Source organism: Enterococcus raffinosus, assembly GCF_019175485.1.
Classification (GTDB): domain Bacteria; phylum Bacillota; class Bacilli; order Lactobacillales; family Enterococcaceae; genus Enterococcus_A; species Enterococcus_A raffinosus.
Window position 1 is genome coordinate 201430 of sequence record NZ_CP072889.1, and the last position, 19147, is coordinate 220576.

Annotated in this window: 11 protein-coding genes; 1 reads left to right on the top strand and 10 read right to left on the bottom strand. The window is 38.2% G+C overall.

Annotated elements, in window-relative coordinates; all coding sequences use genetic code 11:
* Window positions 1–14 precede the first annotated feature (14 nt).
* The 8 genes from kdpA to J9537_RS15705 all read right to left on the bottom strand — a co-directional run bounded on the left by kdpA (window position 15) and on the right by J9537_RS15705 (window position 14557).
* The gene (gene kdpA, locus J9537_RS15670; protein WP_070509453.1) at window positions 15–1691 is read right to left on the bottom strand and encodes a potassium-transporting ATPase subunit KdpA; all 1677 of its coding nucleotides are present in this window, start codon (window positions 1689–1691) and stop codon (window positions 15–17) included.
* Between the two features lie 217 nt (window positions 1692–1908).
* The gene (locus tag J9537_RS15675; RefSeq protein WP_070509454.1) at window positions 1909–2313 is read right to left on the bottom strand and encodes a pyridoxamine 5'-phosphate oxidase family protein; all 405 of its coding nucleotides are present in this window, start codon (window positions 2311–2313) and stop codon (window positions 1909–1911) included.
* A gap of 45 nt (window positions 2314–2358) precedes the next feature.
* Window positions 2359–3603, bottom strand: coding sequence for an MFS transporter (locus J9537_RS15680; protein WP_070509455.1), 1245 nt, complete (start codon window positions 3601–3603; stop codon window positions 2359–2361).
* A 102-nt stretch (window positions 3604–3705) separates the two neighbouring features.
* Window positions 3706–4476: a Cof-type HAD-IIB family hydrolase gene (locus J9537_RS15685; RefSeq protein ID WP_070509456.1), complete on the bottom strand. Its 771-nt coding sequence runs from the start codon at window positions 4474–4476 to the stop codon at window positions 3706–3708.
* Window positions 4477–4764: 288 nt separating this feature from the next.
* On the bottom strand, window positions 4765–10941 hold the full coding sequence (locus J9537_RS15690) for a SpaA isopeptide-forming pilin-related protein (protein WP_218257654.1): 6177 nt from the start codon (window positions 10939–10941) through the stop codon (window positions 4765–4767).
* 112 nt (window positions 10942–11053) lie between these two features.
* Window positions 11054–12586, bottom strand: coding sequence for an AcpB/EbpR/MafR family transcriptional regulator (locus J9537_RS15695; RefSeq protein ID WP_070509458.1), 1533 nt, complete (start codon window positions 12584–12586; stop codon window positions 11054–11056).
* Between the two features lie 147 nt (window positions 12587–12733).
* A complete protein-coding gene (locus J9537_RS15700) occupies window positions 12734–13135 on the bottom strand; it encodes a VOC family protein (protein ID WP_070509459.1) in 402 nt (133 codons plus the stop codon).
* A 444-nt stretch (window positions 13136–13579) separates the two neighbouring features.
* A complete protein-coding gene (locus J9537_RS15705) occupies window positions 13580–14557 on the bottom strand; it encodes a helix-turn-helix transcriptional regulator (protein WP_176746298.1) in 978 nt (325 codons plus the stop codon).
* Window positions 14558–14697: 140 nt separating this feature from the next.
* Here J9537_RS15705 and J9537_RS15710 point away from each other — a divergent pair, with 140 nt between their 5' ends.
* Window positions 14698–16734 carry an FAD-dependent oxidoreductase gene (locus J9537_RS15710; protein WP_070509461.1) on the top strand — a complete coding sequence of 679 codons (2037 nt, stop codon included), beginning with the start codon at window positions 14698–14700 and terminating at the stop codon, window positions 16732–16734.
* 41 nt (window positions 16735–16775) lie between these two features.
* Here J9537_RS15710 and J9537_RS15715 read toward each other — a convergent pair whose 3' ends face one another.
* Both J9537_RS15715 and J9537_RS15720 read right to left on the bottom strand, forming a co-directional pair.
* A complete protein-coding gene (locus tag J9537_RS15715; RefSeq protein ID WP_070509462.1) occupies window positions 16776–18200 on the bottom strand; it encodes a glycoside hydrolase family 1 protein in 1425 nt (474 codons plus the stop codon).
* 188 nt (window positions 18201–18388) lie between these two features.
* Window positions 18389–19138 carry a MerR family transcriptional regulator gene (locus J9537_RS15720; RefSeq protein ID WP_070509463.1) on the bottom strand — a complete coding sequence of 250 codons (750 nt, stop codon included), beginning with the start codon at window positions 19136–19138 and terminating at the stop codon, window positions 18389–18391.
* Between the last annotated feature and the right edge of the window lie 9 nt (window positions 19139–19147).

The following is a 19147-nucleotide window of genomic DNA, read 5'->3' on the forward strand; positions in this document are numbered from 1 at the left end:
TTTATTCACTCCATCTATTTCATCGTAAAGAATTCTGCGATTGGACCAAGTGCCAATACTGGCAGAAAACTTAGCGCTCCGATCACTAAAACAACAATAATTAACATAGATACAAAAGTTGGACTAACTGTTGACAACGTTCCTGAACTTAATGCAGCTTTCTTCTTGCTTCCCATATTCTCAGCTAGAAGTAAGATAGCGATAATTGGTAAATATCTTGAAATAGCCATCATTAGACTGCCCAAAATATTTATGAACGAGTGATCTGCCAGTAGACCGGCAAAAGCACTTCCATTATTATTGGCTAAGGATGTTGCCCCATACAATAGTTCGCTGAAGGCGTGGGGACCGCGATTAGTTAACCATGCCTCAACCTCTGGATGTAAAACCAAAGCCATTGCGCCAAAAAGAGTTAACATTAGCGGTGTCAGGATGACCAAACTAGCCATCTTTATATCGAAAGCTTCAATTTTTTTACCTAGGTATTCTGGTGTTCGTCCCACTAGGAGACCGGCGATAAAGACTGCCAATAATAGAAAAGCCAACATGCCATAAAGACCACTGCCGACACCGCCAAAAATAATTTCTCCTAATTGCATTAAAAACATCGGGATAGCTCCACCAAGCGGCGTGAAGCTATCTAGCATCGCGTTCACAGAGCCATTTGATGCTGCAGTAGTTGAGACTGACCATAGGCTGGACCACCCGACACCGAAACGAACTTCTTTTCCCTCTAAATTCGCAGAGCCAACAACGCGTGCTATTTCTGGACCATAGTATTCACTGATAGCAACACCTATGAAGGCAAGTAAAAGAAAGAACAAGGAGACTATCATAATTGTTCGGCCTTGCTTCCAATCCCTGACCCAAAATCCAAAAGCAAAAATCAACGCGGCTGGAATCAATAAAATCGCAATATTCTCGATGAAATTTGAAAGGAGCGTTGGGTTTTCAAAAGGATAAGCCGAATTTGCACCAAAGAAACCACCACCGTTTGTTCCTAATTGTTTTATTGCGACTTGACTAGCGACAGGGCCTAAATACAGCCATAGATTTTTCCCTTCTAATCCTTGATAAGCAATCCCTGATTTGAACGATTGGATCGTTCCTTGTGAAATCAAGACAATTGAAAAAACAAACGCTAGCGGAAGCAAAATATACACCAAGCTGCGTGTCAAATCTTGCCAAAAATTTCCAAGTGCTTTTCGTTTTACTTGCGATATTCCTCGAAACAAAGCGATTAATACAGATAACCCAACACCCGCAGAAACAAAGTTTTGAACGGTTAAACCGAACATTTGAGAAGCGTTTGATAAAGTTGTTTCTCCCGCGTATGCCTGCCAGTTCGTATTCGTTACAAAACTAACTGCTGTATTTAAAGCCAGAGGAAAGGATAAATTTTTTACTGCGGATCCTCCAGGCAAGAAATGCTGTGTCATTAAAATAAGAATAAGTAACAGAACCGAGAAAATACTCAGTACGATCACATTTAATGCGTAGCGTTTTGCAGACATTTCTTTTTTACTAATAGGACCAATGACTTTATAAAATAAACGTTCTACAGGCTGCAAAAAGCGCACACCTCTAGGTACTCTTCCTTGCATTATTTCTTTGATATACCACCCTAGCGGCAGAGCTAGGGTTAATAGAATAAACAAGAAAAATAGGCCTTGATAGATGATACTACTCATAACTCTTCCCCCTTAAATAAAAACCAGAAAAGATAGATCATTAGTAAGAACCCAATCATTCCTAAAATAATCGTCATTTAAATTCTCTCCTTTTCAAAACGGCCTACCATTGTGACCGCTATTTACTACTTTTTAAGCATAAAAAAAAAGACCTAAAGATAGTGTGAAACTTTCGTCCATTTCTTTACACTATCTTTATATGGTCTTTTTTTGACTTTTAAAACGTATGAACGTTGAAATTCTGGTAAAACTCTCCTTCAACAATAGTGAATTTCAAAATTGTAAAATCCGGTAATCCGCCGCCTTTTTCATAGTAAATATCGTAACTTTCCTGCCAAAACTCTCTTTTATCCTTTTCTTCACTAAATACTTCCATCTCTCCAATCAAACTAACTCCAGTAAAAGTCTCCCCATCATAAAAGTACAAGCAAGCTTTAGGGTTTTCTAGAAACTGATGGACTTTATTGGAAGAAGTATTGGTATGAAGATACAGATGATTATCTTCAATTTTTATCGGCTTCAGCATCGCCCGAATCATAGGGTAGCCATTTTCTGTAATCGATCCTAGCAAACAAAAAGGCTGCGTCTCAATCAGTTTCGTCCATTCTGCTCTAAACTCCATTTTTTTCTCCTTTTTTCTCTTGATGTTTGAAAGAGTGTATCAATTTTAATCTTTTGCCGTATAAATGTCACTCTCTTTGGTCTCTCTAAACATCATAAAGCAAGCTCCTGAAATCAACAAAACCAGTCCGCTGATTAAAAGTAGTGGAACAAAAACACTGTCTGTCGTATTTCTGAAGATTAGTCCCATCAGTAATTGGCCCAAAGGAACCGCACATTGTGCAACTGCGATAATTGTCGCCATCACTTTTCCCAAGTTTTCCTTAGGAGTAATTCGCTGCACAATGGTGATCAGATAAATTGAAATCGCGCTGAGCATCATTCCGATAATGATTTCCATGACGAGCACAACCATAAAACCAACCCCAATACTCGTCATACTCAATAAGAGATTCATGAGTATCAATAGAATTCCTGAGAGCGTAAACACCCGATAAAAATTATTGAATTTTATATTTTTCGTTAACTGCCCTGCAAAAATAGCTCCAATAATACTAGCTAAACTAAATACTCCCATGCCGATTCCATACATGGTGTCATTTACCTGAAGCGTCATTCGTAAAATAACTGGAAGTCCAACAATAAAGAAAGACGTTAAAACAAAATTGATCGCCGCAGCAATAGTGATTGATTTGAAAATCACTTGATTGTTTTTGACTTCCTTGAATCCGTCCTTTAAATCGGCTGTTAAAATCTGCATAATGGTACCGGATGACTGCTCGCGTTTTTCAAATGGAATCTTTAAAAAGCTCTCGATAATCGCGGCTATTATGAAAAAGAGAATACTACTGGCAACCAGCAGTTTAGCTCCCATAACCCCATAGAAAATACCGCCAATAATCGGTGCAACAACATTCGATAATTGTAAAATACCATTCGATAATCCATTGATTTTTTCCAGTTCATCCTCTTCTACCAATAAAGGGATGCTCGCACCCACTACTGGTGTATCAAAACTGCCAACAATCGCTAAAATAAAGATTAAAACACCAATACCTAAAATTGATTCAGTTGTTCCGACCACTAGAAAAAGTAACCCTGCAATAATCGCATTGGCAACATCCATCAAAACCATTAAGAGCTTTCGATCGAATCGATCCGCAATTGCCCCACCAATTGGCGCAAACAAGACTGGAATACTGGAAATGGCTAATACCGTAGCAAAAATATCGGCCCTTCCTGTTACATCTAAAACAAATAATGACAATGCAAAACGTAAGATTGCCCCACCAAATACAGAGATAAACTGCCCCAACATCAAATAGCTAATATTCTTTTTATTTCCCTTCACACTCTTTCCTACTCTCTTTCGTTGATAGATTTATCTTAACGAATTCTTAATTTATCAGCATCCGTCTAAAGTCTCATTCTCTTCTAATCCTTTTTCATAATTTTATGAAATTAGACCATAGTATTTTAATCCCTCGATAACACCATTCGTTGATGTTGCGATATAAGAAGACTGCATCTTCAACTGCTCTGTGCTATGGGACATCGCGACACCAAAATCAACGAGTTGAAACATACTAATATCATTATTTTGATCACCAAAAGCATAGGTTTCAATTTGACTATCTCTCAATGAAGTCAATAAGCTTTTGATCGCCGTTCCTTTTGAAACATTCTTTGGCAATACATCAATCGCCAAAGGCGCAAAACGGACGAGATCAGCGATAGCACCCAGCTCTTTACGAATTTTTTCTTCCATTTCGGCATTTAGATAGAGATTCATAAAATTGACAGGATTCCACTGATAAAAGTCGGCAACCACCGGAACTTCTGAAATTCCCATATAAGCAACATGTTCCTTAACTACTTCTGAAAGCGGAGTTATTGCATAGCTCCGCTGATTAAAGTAACCTGCCGACAATCGATATTTTTCTGCAATCGCTAAAATAGCTTCGACTTCTTCAATGGTAAACGTCACATTCTGGATGGTTCTTCCTGCAGAATGTACATAGCAGCCATTCGATAAAATGTAATGCTCTACTCGAAGTAAATCTAGTAGCTCCCTTACTTCATAATGACTTCGACCTGTCGCGATAATCGGTAAGATATCATTTTTCTTGAGGTCGTTGAATGCGGTTATTATTTCTTGTCCTACCTGTAAACTTCCATCTGAACATAAGGTGCCATCTAAATCAAAAAATACCATTTTTTTCATACTTCTCTTCCTCCAAAAATAATTATTTAAAGGACACATCGACTTTTCCACGTACAAAAAAGGGGAAAAGTCAGTGCATCACAAATACACTGAACCTTTCCCCTCAGATCTTTTTTATCAATAGGTGCCTTCTGCATATGGCAAAAGATGAAGCCCTCGGTCACAGTCCTCTTTAAGCGGAACCCTAGCTCCAGTTTTCCAGTTCAACAAACATAATACCATGATTTTTTTACTATCAGCAACGAAAAAAAGACCTAGACAGCAAATTTGCTGCCTAGATCAATAGGTTTACTTATTTCTTCTTCTGAAATAAATAGTGCCCGCTATGATGATCACGGCAATTCCTGCAATAAGTAACCACGGATTGCGTGTGTCATTCGTTTTCGGATAACTTCCTGTTGTTGTTTCCGAATCTTTGTTAGAAGGTTTTGATTTGTTCATAGATGTTGGAATATTCGTTTTCTTCGCAACTTCTTCATTCACAAATTTACCTAAATCAAGCGTTTCTGGTCTACCTTGCTTAGAAGAAGTAATCGTGAATTTCCGTTTTTCACTACTAATCTTATAACCATCCGGAGCTTTTTTCTCAGCAAAATAGTAATCGCCTGGCGAAAGCATATTCACTGCAACCTGCCCTTTTTGATCAGATGTGTAGTCTCCGATATGTTCTCCATCAGAATGATAGAGTCCAAATACTGCACCGTTTAGTTCCTTGTTTAAAGGAGAGACTTTTTGTAATTTCACCGAACCTTGATAATTGATAAAATCAGCTAAGGTGATCGTCTCAGGTTTTCCGGAAGCTTTATCGGAAACAGTAAAGGCAACTTTTTGCTTATTTAATAAATAATTTGTTGGTGCTTTCGTTTCAACGAGTTGATACTTACCGGGGTTCAGTCCATTAGCATAGATTTTCCCATCTTTGTCTGAAATGAGCTTTTTGGTTTCTTTTCCGACTGAATTTAGGATTGTTTGTACCTTACCTTCAGTGTCTTGAATTTCGAATTCTGCACCACTTAATATTTTTCCATCTTCGTTTTTCTTTGTCCCTGAAACAGCTCCTTTATAGTTTACAAAATCGCCTAAATTTACTTTATCTGGTTTGCCTAATTGTCCTGTAATTTCGAATGGATGAGGTTTGGTGTCTAAGATATAGCCTTCAGGTGCCTTCGTTTCGACAAGCACATATTGACCTTCATCCAAACCTTGGAAATATATTTCGCCTTTTTCATTTGTTATGATAGTGTTGTTTTCGTAATTTTTTCCATCACGATCTTTAACTACCACAGGAGCGCCCGTCGGCTTGTCACCATCAGCTTTATAGACCTGATATTCTGCCCCCTGTAAGGCTTTCTTCTGCTCATTCACTTTTCGACCGATGACACCCGATTCATAATTCTCAAAATCTAGATTGTCTATCGTAGGATCTTGATCGTTATTCTCCTGAACGACAAAATAAATCGGCTGTTTATTTAGAATATAGCCAGGAGCCGGTTTCGTTTCCTTTAACATATACTCTCCTGCACCTAAACCTGAAATATCCAAAATACCATTTTCAGGAGCCACAGTTGTTCTTACATATTTTTGCTCGCCATTTACAATATGATATAGTTCAAATTCCGCTCCAGCGATAGAATCGCCTTCACCGACTTTCGTAATCTGAGCCTTTCCACGGAAATTCTGGAAATCTCCCAACTTCTCCAATTCAGGAGCACCTTCAGCTCGATCTAAAATTTCAACCTTAATCAAAGCTGGGTTAATTACATAGTTTGTCCCATCAGCGACAGTCGGTGCTTTCGTCTCTTGATAATAATACGTACCTGGTGCCAAGTTATTAAATGTGACCTTCCCATCTTTATCACTTTTTACTTTTTGTTCAATGGTCACTTTATCCTCTTGATAAAGAGTAAATTCTGCTCCAGCTAAACCATCGCCATCAGTATTGCGTTTGACGATTTGGAAGGCACCTTTATAATTGATGAAATCAGGTAGTTTAACAACTGATACTTTTCCTTTATGTGAAGCATCGATAGTAAATGAGAGTTTCATTTCATTCAATAAATAACCATCTGGCGCTTTCGTTTCCACGAAAGTATAGTTACCCGGTGCTAAATTATCAACATGTACTTTCCCGTCTTTATCAGATGTAATCGGTTCTTGATTGACCTTTTTCCCTTCAGTGTCTAACAAGTCAAATTCCGCACCTTCTAATATTTTGCCGGATTTGTCCTTCTTCAAAAATTCTACTGAACCTTTATGATTTACCAACTCCAGTGGTGAACCATCCACCTGAGTCGTGACCGTTTTAGGTTTATCGTGAGACGTCTCATCGATGGTGAAGGGAATTTCTGTACTGTTAATGATATAGTCATCTGGTGCTTTCGTTTCTACAAATTTATAATCGCCAGGAGCCAATCCCGTAATCGTTACTTTTCCATCATTTTGTGAAACTAAAGGTTCAGAATTCACTTTTTTTCCAGTACTGTCTATCACATCGAACATCGCTCCAGCTAAAGGATTTCCTGTGCTGTCCGTTTTCAAAAGCTCTGCAGATCCTTTGTAATTCTTATAATTTAAATGGATCGTTGGTATTTGATGATCGCTATTTCGATATACAACAAAATTAATTGGAGTGTTGTTCAGTACATAACCCGTTGGCGCCTCAATCTCAGTAATCCGATACAATCCTAAGGGTAAACTATCGATTTCTAAAATTCCATCACTGTTTAACCGATCAGGATCTAACGCTACAGGTTCCCAAAGAGCATGATTAGGCATTAAATTACTAAAGTGTTCTAGCTTAAAGCGTGCTCCTGTTTGGATATCGTCATCAAACTTAATTGGATTTCCTTGTTCATCCGTCTTTTGTAAAATAACCTTATTTCGTTCATTTGGAATGGTTAATGGTGCCGCGTTTTCCGTTGAAGTCTTATCATCAATAGCGATTCGTCGTCCATCTACCAAATCATCTGAAATCGTGAAGCCTTTAGGGGCAGCCGTTTCAAACAATAGATATTCACCATAAGGTAGATTTCCAAAGGTAATTTGTCCATTATCATCTACTTTTCCTTCACGCAGCAGTTGGGTCTTTGTTGTGTTCCAAAGTTCAAACTTAGCACCAGCCAAAGGCGTCTTCCCATCTGCTTCTGTTTTTTGGATAACTAATTTCCCTTTTTTACCAGTCGCAGAACCACCACTATGATTGATTTCTACTGTCACGTCTTGCCCATCACCACCTGAAACAGTTTGCTCATTATCTCCCGATACAGTTATTTTATTAGAAACTGTATCTTTGCTGCCACTTGCAGAGGAATTAATGTAACTGCGATATTCTAACTGATAGGCCGTTTCAATTTTATTAGTAAGTTTGATTGTTAATGTTTGCTTTCCAGTCTCGTTATCCGTTATTACTTCTACGGTGTAGTCTGTTTTTGGCTTTAAAGGCTTGTCGTAATTAGGGGTAATGGTTCCATCTTCTGCTACAGTGGTCTCGTATAATTTTATCGAGTCCTGATCAATCACTTGATTATCCGAAGGCTCATCCTTGATCACGACATGATCCAACGTTGACTGTGAAGGATTTATAACCGCTTGCCAATTCACATAATCCGGATCTTCACTATCCTGTGCGCCCGTTTTTTGAACATATTTCCCACCGTTTTTTATCCCAACCTCGCCGATAACATCTCGTTCATCATCATTGTTTACATAATTTGCGACGTTCGTATATTGATTTGAACCTTCAATAATTTTTCCTTCAACTGACGTCTCAAATTCAATTAAATAAGTTTTATCTACATTATTTGGAAAATTAATCTGTAGTGTTTGGTTGTTTGAGCTGTTATGTTCATCAATGCTTTTCATCTCATCATTTACTATTTTTTCCGGCTGCTTCTTCACTACCGTACCATCTTTATTCACTTCAGCCTCATAGATTTTTAGTGAACCATCAATGTAGTCTTGATTTTCTTTTATTTCATCTTTTAACTGTGCATCAATCAAGATATTTCGGCTATGATTAACTGCTATTGTCCAAGTAATATGTTTTGATTGTGCGTTATATGTCCCGCTTTTTTGAGCATTTAATTGAAAGGGATCTTCTGGCTTAAAATCTTTGTCATCATCTGACTGCTGCTTATTGCCATGTTCATCTTCCCAATCGGCTTGCATATTATTTTTGAATCGGTCCATAGATGGGTTCGTGGGATCTAGCAGACTGACATCGAAATTAGTGTGGTAGGTAATCTCTAGTTCAGATTCTGTTGATTTATAGTCTCCTTTAAAAATAACCTTGAATCCAACTTCATTTTTTCCAGAACTATCTGTCAACAATTCAAGATCATAGTCCTTTCCAGGAACTAAAACTTTGTTTGTAGTAACATCGCGAATTTCAAAATCGGGTGTCAAATCTTCTTTGATTGCCATCGACAAACCGGGAACAGGGTCATAGGTGTCTGTTAGTACTAGATTTTCCATATGGTAATGATTTTTATTGACCGCAATTTTCCAACCGACTTTCTTGTCCGCATAGTTTACATCTTTAATGTCTTTAATAACATTTTGTTGTTGAGCGGTTCCTTTGTCTCCATCAGTTTGTCCAGTTCCAGTAGAAACATTGTTGCTTACCTGCGTTGGGTCAGTGACAAGTCCATTAACTTTTGTTTTGTATTCGACCCGTATTGCACCATCCACATCGTCAAGAAATTTTATGACAAAACCTTCGCCATCAGGATTGGGTTCTAACGTATAATCTTTCCCTTCGATCAATGGATCCCCTTTAACTTCTTTTCCTTTTTCATCAAAAGTAATCGGATAAAGCTTTACAGAGTCATCGACAAGATCCATGTTTTTGCTTATCGTATCGGTAATTATCGCGGAATCCTTTGAAATTTTCTTTTCATTATAGTTATATTTAATTGCCCAATCGAATTCCTGTTTATTCGGATCATAGCCGACCATATTCTTTTCAATAGGTTTTCCAAAATTATTTGTTACGGTTGCCTTTGCATCAATTCCATCATCATTGTTCTTATCTGTTAATTGAGCATTATTAGTGAAACTAACTTTTCCACCATTTTCTGGTTTTGCAGAATCACTGATGTCTGTTTGATAGACTAAGCGGTACGCCTTATTTGTTTCACCTAAGATCGTGACATTTCCGTTTTGGTCTACTTTATACTCACTAGGGCTCAGTTCTCGTCCAACTTCTTTAACAGTCCCATCAAGATTCATTTCCAATTCCGTTACTTTCACCGATTTGTACTCAATTCCTGTCGGCCAATTTTCAGTAATGCTTGGTTCATCTAAATGGTTCATTCCCTGGTTAAAATCAACAGTCCAAACAACAGTGCTTGGATTTGGCGTACGGTCAAAATGCCCTTTTTTATCAATAGATTGGTCGGTATCGGGACGAATCTCAATATTGACAGGCGGTAGATCATCCTCTACTGGATAATGAATTGTGATGTCTCCTGGACCATCAATGTGCTCTTTTTTAAATTCTGTATCAAAAAAGAAGCTTCCATTAATGTCACTTTGATTTTTGACTTCATCGGTAAATTCAAAGCGAATGTTTCCATCAACATCAATTGTATATTTAGCATACACTTCACCATCACTATTTTTTAATTCTCCAGACTGCGCCTGTTTTGGTTTCAATTCATCAGGTAGCTTGAAATCAAAATAATCTCCTGGCTCAATTTGCTGGCGGACGTCTTCTGGAATACTCCAAGAATAGAAAATGCGTACTGTCGTATTAGCAGTTACTGGCGGCTCAACCACATCTCCATTTTCGTCTAAATAAACAAGCTTGGATTCAGTTAAGATCGTTCCATTTCCATTTGGAAAATAATCGCGGATATCCGTTGGTCCATCTGCTTTTATTGTTTTTTCTTTTGTATCAGCAGTTGATGTTTCTGTACTTTGAAGAGTCTCTTGCGCTTCTGAGCGCTCACTTTCTTGTTTTGAAGAATCAATTTCTGTCGTACTTTCTTCACTGATTGCCTCTGAATTTTCGGTAGTTTCTTCTGAAGATTCCTCGGTTTGTGACATACTTGTTTGTTCAAATGTGTAAGTCAGCTTCTGATCTTGAACACTGATATCTACAGAAGACAGGTCGTTGGTATCTTTTAGGGTTAAATGTATAACACCACTTCCAGTCGATTGAGTAGGAACAATAATTGACTGTTTATTCTCTACTGTTAGTGGTATGAGCTGATCCTCTTGCTCTAGGACAGCCTGTTGAATTACAGGTTGTGATACTTGTACTTTTTCATTTTCTTGTCCACTTCTTGTCATAACCTGCAAATCTAATTGGTCATCCGTTTTTCCTTTACTTATTTTTTCAAGTTTCAAAAACGGTTGATCATTTGACTCTGCAAAAGCAGTGAGTGAAGTTAATGTGTTAACTAATATTAAGACCGTCATAAAAATATGAATGAACTTATTGCAGCTTTTTTTTCTTCGCATTTTTTTACACCTCGCGCTTATTTTTTTCAGCTAGTTTCAGTTATATCAAATTATTCTTTTCATTAATTTCAAAAAGCGCTCCTGTATGGAGCGCTTTTTGAAAGGCATAAAACTAGATTTTCCTTTTATTTTCTGAAATCTCTTCTAGTGCTTGATTGATCCTGGTTATATCTGTCATAGATATTTTTTTGCTCACTACAACTATTTGTGCATCAGGATATGCTGCTTTCATATCCTTTTGATTTCCGGTCGTCAATAAAACGTCCGCATGCTTGCTTGATGTTTCAAAGATATCCGTAATCTTCACATTATATAAATAGCTGAAGTATCCACGAAGTTGTTTTATGAAATTTTTAGTCATCAGGCTAGGCATATCGCTCTCAACTAACATCGTTAATGGAACCTCAAATTGACAAGGATCAGAAAAAAATAAGCTATTTTTTAAATAAGGGATTAGTAAAAAATCTTCCTCCAAAAATATTGGATTTTTAGATTCTTTATATAGAGACTCCACGAAGATACGTGTCTTTTTCACCAATTGCGGATACCGTTCAGAAAAAATCGCTTTATACGTATTTCCTGTCATATCTGTATTAAAGCCTTTAAAGTACATAGCAAAAAAGTGACTACTCAAAATATAATTTCGAAAACATAAATATTCTTCCTTTTTAATAGGAAAGAACTCGTCTTGAAATCGTTTCAACATTAATTCTGTTGCGCTATAAATCAAAGTGTTCTGATTTTTTTGTTGCTGATACAACTCGTGAATGATAGGATCCTTAAAAATATCAATAGTTTTAGACATAGACACCCATACTAGAAAAAAGAAAGGAATCTCCGATTGTTTCGTGTTTATTGCCCCGTGCTTCTGGCAAATGATCTCCTTAAATCTAGGATATAGCTGATTTGTCGTTATTTGAGTCTCTAAAGCTTCAGACATTTTAAGTATATTGCCCTTTCTTGTCCGAATGACGGCCTCCGCAAAAATATATGATAGTTGTTTTTTGTAAGTGTAGGGAATTTTAGGATACACAGTAAATTTACTATTCAAAACTTCATCTACATAAGAATCGATTAATTGCTCGTTCACATAGTCAAAAGGCCAGCTGCTTCCTCGAAAAATGCTCCAGAAAAAAATAACCATACACATGCGGATTTGATATTCTTCTCCCTGTAATTGGAAATTTTCTCTTCCAATCTCGATATGATAATGCTCCAGCAATTTTTGTACCTTACTCATATCTCTTCGAACAGTTGATTCACTGATAAAGTGTTCTAATGCGTAGTCACGTACACTAGTGAATTCATCCATAATTAAAGCTTTCAAAAGGACTACAGTGGAACAGTCTTTGACAATTTCTGTCACTAGATTATACACATCTGCATCTAGCCCAACGATTAATCGAACCCCTTTTCCTTTTGATTGTTGGAAGGAAAATTTTTCTGAATGAAGACTCTCAATTTTCTCTGAAAGACTGTTTATTATGTTTAATGTCATTCGTTTACTCAGTCCTAATTTTTCACTTAGCCACTCACGAGTGACCCAACGTCCACCTTTTTCATTCAGTAATAAAACCATCCGACGCTGATTGAATGTTATGCGATCAAACAGTTCTTCAAAGTAATCTTTTTCTGCTGTAACCATTTCCCCATCTCTTTTCTAGTGAATCAAAAGCTTCTCTCTTTTCATTAACTACTAAATCATAGTAAAAAAATGAGAAAAAGGATAATTTAACGCTCGAGAAACATTCTAGGTATTAAAAACGGTCACGGAGCAATCCGTGACCCATGATTAATTTATTGACATCCAAACTGGTTCAAATTGATTCCCATCTAAATCCATTACTTCTAAGCTAAACATTTGTTCTTCAGGAATCCCCATATCGACACTGAAATAGTCTCCACCATTCGCTTTTGCAGCTTCCGCAATTTTTTTAACCGCCGCTGGACTTTCTACAGAAAAAGCTGTTAAGGTGCCACTTTGACTTTTTGTATCTGCAATTTTTTTATTTTTAAGGAATAAATTATAAAAATCATATTCTAACAGCATGATCCAAAAATGATCATCCCATACCATTGAACTAGAACGCTCATTAGAAAACTCTTCATTCTTCTTAAAACCAAGTTTTTCATAAAATTCCGTCGAAGCCTGCACATCTTTTACTGGGTAATTTACAAATACCATCGTTGCCATGTCGTCCACTCCTCTAAATTTTTACTTATTATGCAAAAAAAAAGAGACGAAAGCAAAGAAAGCGCTTGTAACAAAGTGAACGAATTCCTTTTTAATTAACTATTTTTCTGATTCCCTTAGAAAAACCTCTTATCTCATTAGCTACATCGTTGTATTTAAGAAAATAAATTTTCCCATTATAAGAAAAGCAATCTGAATAATATTGATACATTTCGTCTCTGCAATTGTTTTTCATCAACGTAAGTATAGAAATTCTCTCTAGCGAATTTTATAGACTATGACAGAAACAAATGTGCCAATTTATCCGCATTTCGGTTTTGAGTTAGTTGAGGTTCACCATAGTTCGAGGGTTTCTTACGATGAATACTGTCTTATTAAGCGACCTAATTAACTAAAAATGAAAGCAGAAGCCGCCTAAACAAAGGCGGCTTCTGCTTTTGTCACTCATTTTTGGTTAAAGTTCATTAATAGTGGGCATTGTGTTTCTAACCTTTCGTCTATCTTCATCATTTCTTTCGTCTTTTTGCGGTACTGCATTGGAGACAGATGATACTTTTCTTTGAAGCGTTTACTAAAGTATGCAGAATTATTAAAGCCGCACTCAAAGGCAATTTCCGTAATCAAGCGATTGGTCTGATACAGAGAAATCGCGGCCGAAGTCAATCGTAGATCATTTAAATAATGACTAAACGATAACTCAGCGGTTTGAAATATTTTTTGCAAAGTGCGAATGGAGGTTTGACAATAGTGAGCAGTTTGCTCAATGGTCAATTGAGAATTCTTTAAATTCAGACGCATGAAATCCGTCGCTCGTACCAATAACCTGTTATAGTTTTGACTATCCAAAAATGGTGCTGAATCTGATAGCCACTCACAAAAAAGTTGCAGGAAATGTTTGAGTAACAATCGACTCTCCTCTTCGGAACAAAAGGAAAATTGTTCTGTCATCTGAAAAATCATCTCTAATAAATTACGCCCCATTCCTCTTTCTGCATTAATAATTCTACTGTTCTTAGGACTCTCCAAAAGTTTTTCTGTTTGACAATCCTTCGGAATGAATAAGTTAATCCCTTCTGTTCTTCTTTCACGCTGATAGTTACTAGTCGCTCGTAAATCAAAAATCCCAATCGTGTAGTCTTTTAAAATACTTGTGTGATGTCCATCAAAATGTCGTTCAAAACCATTTTTAACAAAACGAAAACCTAAATATTCTTTTCGGTCTTTGATACTTCGGGTAAAAACTCCCTGCGAACAATCAACAATACTGTGGGTAATAATGAAAGGATCCAATTGGTAGATTTTTGAAGCAGACAATGTTTCTCTGGGGCTGTTAATCGTGTATTGATAGTTTAACTGAGACAAACCATTTGAATAATCCTGCGATTTAGAAAACTGAGAACAATGGATTTTTCCTTTTACCATCCGTTTTTCCGCTCCCCTCGCGCAATAGTTATACTCTACGTGCGTTAAAATCATAGCTTGCGATACCAGAGGTTCTATACTTAAATTATACTATTTGATCAAATTTTCACAACACTATTTAACAAAGGAGGAAGTATTGTATGACAGCAAAATTTGAGCAGTTGTTTTCCCCTTTACAAATTGGTTCCGTTGAAATTCCCAATCGTATTGCCATGATGCCAATGGGTGTCTTTTCCGCCCGCTTGCTAAGCACTGAGACTGTTGCCTATACAAAAGAAGGCGCCGATTATTATATTGAGAGAGCAAAAGGCGGCACGGGCTTAATTATCACTGGCTTGATGCCCGTTGTAGCCAACATGGGCTTTTGTATCCTGAATAATCCTGAAGGCTATGTCAAAGAAATGAAGTATTTGATGGATGGGGTTCATGAAGCTGGCAGCAAAGTTTTTGTTCAATTAACTGCTTTGACTGGTCGAGCGAATCACGGACTAGTCGGCATCTGCCCTGCCCCTGCTCCGATTCAAAATGTTTGGGACCCGACCAAAACAGATCGCGGAATGTCGAGAGAAGAAATCAAAGAATATATCCAAAACTTTGCCAAAGGAGCGAAGCTTGTTCAAGAAGCTGGCGGTGACGGTGTGGAAATTCATGCCGTGCATGAAGGCTATCTACTGGATCAATTCGCTATCTCCTTCTTTAATCGTCGAACGGATGAATACGGCGGTTCATTAGAAAATCGTCTGCGAATCATTAAGGAAATTGTGGAAGCGATCAAAGATGCCTGTGGCCAAGACTTCCCAGTATCTATGCGCTATAGTGTTAAAAGCTATGTGAAAGATTTTAATCGTGGCGCCATTCCAGGAGAAACGTTTGAAGAAAAAGGACGCGATTACGAAGAATCCTTTATCGTTGCCAAAAAACTGGAGGGATTCGGCTATGATATGCTGAATTGCGATAATGGAAGCTATGACTCATGGTTCTGGGCGCACCCGCCAATGTATATGCCGAAAGCCTGCAATCTGGAAGACGTCATGAAAGTGAAAGAAGTTGTTTCTATCCCTGTCGCTTGTGCCGGAAGATTCGATGATCCGGCCCTAGCCAATCAAGTGATTGCGGAAGGAAAACTAGATATTATGGGGATGGGGCGTCCACTGTTAGCAGATCCCTATGCACCACAGAAGTTTTCTGAAGGTCGTCTAGATGATGTTCGTCCATGTATTTATTGTCATCAGGGCTGTTTAGGTCGTATTTTCCAATTCAAGGACATTTCTTGTGCAGTGAATCCTGCCTGCGGTCGCGAAAAGAGCTATGCGTTGACTCCTACTGATACGAAGAAAAAAGTGATGGTGGTCGGCGGCGGTATCGGTGGTATGGAGGCTGCTCGAGTGGCAGCGATTCGTGGACATGAGGTTGATTTGTTTGAGAAGACAGATCAGCTGGGAGGTGTATTTGTAGCTGCGTCTACTCCCGACTTTAAAGAGGATGATCGTCAACTTTTGGCCTGGTACAAAAAACAAATGAAGGACTTAGACGTGACGATTCATATGAATAGTGCAATTACTGAGGCGCAAACGAAAGGTTATGATGAAATTTTTGTTGCTACAGGAGCAAATGAACGCCGTTTAGACACTCCTGGCTTTGACAATGAGCGTGTAACTTATGCAATTGATGCGTTACGCTATAAAGAAATTGAAGGCGAAAACGTGGTCGTTGTCGGCGGCGGACTAACTGGCTGCGAAATCGCTTATGATCTAGCGAAGAAAGGGAAAAAAGTAACGATTGTTGAAGCAAGTGAGACGATTTTAAATGCCTTTGGTTTGTCAGCAGCGAATTACAACATGATGATGGAGCTTTTAGATTATTATCAAGTGACGGTCTTGAAGAATTCGGTGGTTGATAAATTTGCGGATGGGACTGCTTTTGTAACGGAGACAGTTAAAAATTATCCAAACGTTGCCAATCGTGCACAACATATGTTTGCTCTAGGTGTACAAGGAATGCCTAAACTACATGAAATCCCAGCGGATGATATTATCGTTTCTGTTGGTTACATTCCAGATGACGCGTTGTATCATGCGATTGAAGCAGATCATGTGCACTTAATTGGAGATGCAAAAAAACCAACAAATGTCATGGATGCCATTTGGGCGGCTTATGAAGCAGCAATGAACGTTTAAATAACAAGGGAAGTCACATTCACTGACTTCCCTTGTTCATGTTATTCTGAAGCTAAGTCTTTACCATTAGAGGCAATGACTTTTTTATACCAGTAGAAACTGTCTTTGCGGCTGCGATCGAAGCTTCCATTGCCTTCATCATCCTTATCGACATAAATAAAGCCGTAACGTTTTGACATTTCTCCTGTACCGCCAGAAACCAAATCAATACAGCCCCAAGGTGTATAGCCAATTAGATCTACCCCATCATCAATTGCTTTTGCCATTTCCTCAATATGGCGACGGACGTAATCAATTCGATACTCATCATGAATTGAGCCATCTGCTTCTACTTTATCAACGGCTCCTAAGCCATTTTCCACGATCATTAATGGAATTTCATATCGATCATATAGTTCGTTCAGCGTGAAGCGAAGACCGACCGGATCGATTTGCCACCCCCATTCGCTCGTTTCTAAATAGTCATTTTTCACCCCACCAAATAGGTTTCCGCCAACACGATCACCGCTCTCGTCAATATTTGCGGTGACACAGCTGGTCATATAATAAGAGAAGGTATAGTAATCCACCGTTCCTTCCTTTAAAATCTCTTCATCGCCCTCTTCAAATGCTAGCTGAATATTATGCTTCGCAAAATAATTGTTCATATAATACGGATACTTTCCTTTGACTTGGACATCTCCGCAAAACCAATTCAATTTCTTCACCAGTTCTTGATTTGCTAACGCATCCTCCGGTTTACAGGTCAGCGGATACATAGTCATATAGGCTAGCATACAACCAATTTTGAAGTCGGGATTGATCTCATGACCGATTTTTACTGCTTTGGCACTAGCGACGAACATGTGGTGCAAAGCTTGGTAGCGTTGTTCTTCGTTGTCTTCTTCAGCTAAAATACCCAAAAGATTTCTTCCGCCCAACGGCAGTGTACCAAAATTGATTTCATTGAAGGTCAGCCAATACTTTACTTTGTCCTTATAGCGTTCAAACAATGTGGTCGCATAGTTCACAAAGAAATCGATGGTTTTACGATTAGCAAATCCGCCATAATTCTCAGCAAGTGCATACGGTAATTCAAAATGACTGATGGTTACTAACGGCTCGATGCCATATTTTTTACATTCATCAAATACTTTGTCATAAAAAGCCAAACCAGCTTCATTCGGTTCGGTCTCATCACCTTTAGGAAAAATTCGTGACCACGCAATACTCAACCGGAAAACTTTAAATCCCATCTCCGCAAACAGTGCGATATCTTCTTTGTAGCGATGATAGAAATCAATTCCATCATGATTTGGATAATAACCATCTGGATCGATTGTCGGTGTCAGTAGTCTATGTTTGTGAAGTCCCCCTGCGCGCATATGATCCGGGATGCTTTCACCTTTACCATCTATATTCCAAGCCCCTTCACATTGGTTGGCAGCTGTGGCGCCGCCCCACAAAAAATCTTTAGGAAATGTCATTCACTTCATCCTCGCTTCTGATTATTTTTTGAATAGTTCCATTAAAACGACAAAAACCCATCAACAAATAAAGCGCTCGTCACGCTTAATTTATCAATAGGTTTAGCTTGCTTTTGGCAATCACTATCCATTTGTATTTATTTCTATAAAAGTATAGCACTACAAATCCAATTAATGCAAACGCTTTTTTAGTTATTTTTAAAAAAGCGCTGCTGTAATTTCTTAACTAGTTCTTTCAATTCATAGGCATTAGACTTCGCCTTTTCCAGTGAATCGATTAAATTGTCACAAGCAGTAAGAATACTCTCATCGGGATCGACCGGGTTGAGTAAAGATTTGATATCCTGCTTTTCTTGGTCAATTGCGTTTAACATGCGCAAAATAGCTGCCAGAGAATACTTGGCTGATCGTAACGTACGAATAATTTTTAGTCGTTTGATATCCTCTGTATCGTAGGTTCGATAATTATTCTTCCTTCTTTTGATAGCCAGCAGTCCATTTCGTTCCCAATTTCTCAAGGATTCTGAAGTAACCTCCAAATACTCTGCTGCCTCGCTCCTAGTCAGAAAAAGAGCCGGCTCCTCTGTTTTACCAACAAGTAGCTCCTCCACCACTACAATCACTTCGTTTGCTCGAGTAATTTCTTGATCCACCGAAGCCAGATAATCCTCCAACAGTGACTGCGCTTTTTCAAAATCATACCGCGCCACCGCCTTAACCATCTCCACCATAGTCATCCGTAAACCTGACTGCAATACTTCGATTTGAAAAGCGATCTGGGCGATTTTTATTGTCTCAATGTGATAGTCCGTAAAAACGCGATACCCATTTTCCGCTCTTGGAGGAATGGGAATGAGTTCCCACTCCTCATAGCGTCGAATCGTATTCGGGTGCAGGCCGACTATCTTAGCAACTTCAGACGTTTTATATGTTTTCATTTTGCTTTC

What these genes read in the sequence shown, in the direction of transcription:
- kdpA (WP_070509453.1), bottom strand. Translation starts at nt 1,691, where the DNA reads ATGAGTAGTATCATCTATCAAGGCCTATTTTTCTTGTTTATTCTATTA.
- J9537_RS15675 (WP_070509454.1), bottom strand. Translation starts at nt 2,313, where the DNA reads ATGGAGTTTAGAGCAGAATGGACGAAACTGATTGAGACGCAGCCTTTT.
- J9537_RS15685 (WP_070509456.1), bottom strand. Translation starts at nt 4,476, where the DNA reads ATGAAAAAAATGGTATTTTTTGATTTAGATGGCACCTTATGTTCAGAT.
- J9537_RS15690 (WP_218257654.1), bottom strand. Translation starts at nt 10,941, where the DNA reads ATGCGAAGAAAAAAAAGCTGCAATAAGTTCATTCATATTTTTATGACG.
- J9537_RS15695 (WP_070509458.1), bottom strand. Translation starts at nt 12,586, where the DNA reads ATGGTTACAGCAGAAAAAGATTACTTTGAAGAACTGTTTGATCGCATA.
- J9537_RS15700 (WP_070509459.1), bottom strand. Translation starts at nt 13,135, where the DNA reads ATGGCAACGATGGTATTTGTAAATTACCCAGTAAAAGATGTGCAGGCT.
- J9537_RS15705 (WP_176746298.1), bottom strand. Translation starts at nt 14,557, where the DNA reads ATGGTAAAAGGAAAAATCCATTGTTCTCAGTTTTCTAAATCGCAGGAT.
- J9537_RS15710 (WP_070509461.1), top strand. Translation starts at nt 14,698, where the DNA reads ATGACAGCAAAATTTGAGCAGTTGTTTTCCCCTTTACAAATTGGTTCC.
- J9537_RS15715 (WP_070509462.1), bottom strand. Translation starts at nt 18,200, where the DNA reads ATGACATTTCCTAAAGATTTTTTGTGGGGCGGCGCCACAGCTGCCAAC.
- J9537_RS15720 (WP_070509463.1), bottom strand. Translation starts at nt 19,138, where the DNA reads ATGAAAACATATAAAACGTCTGAAGTTGCTAAGATAGTCGGCCTGCAC.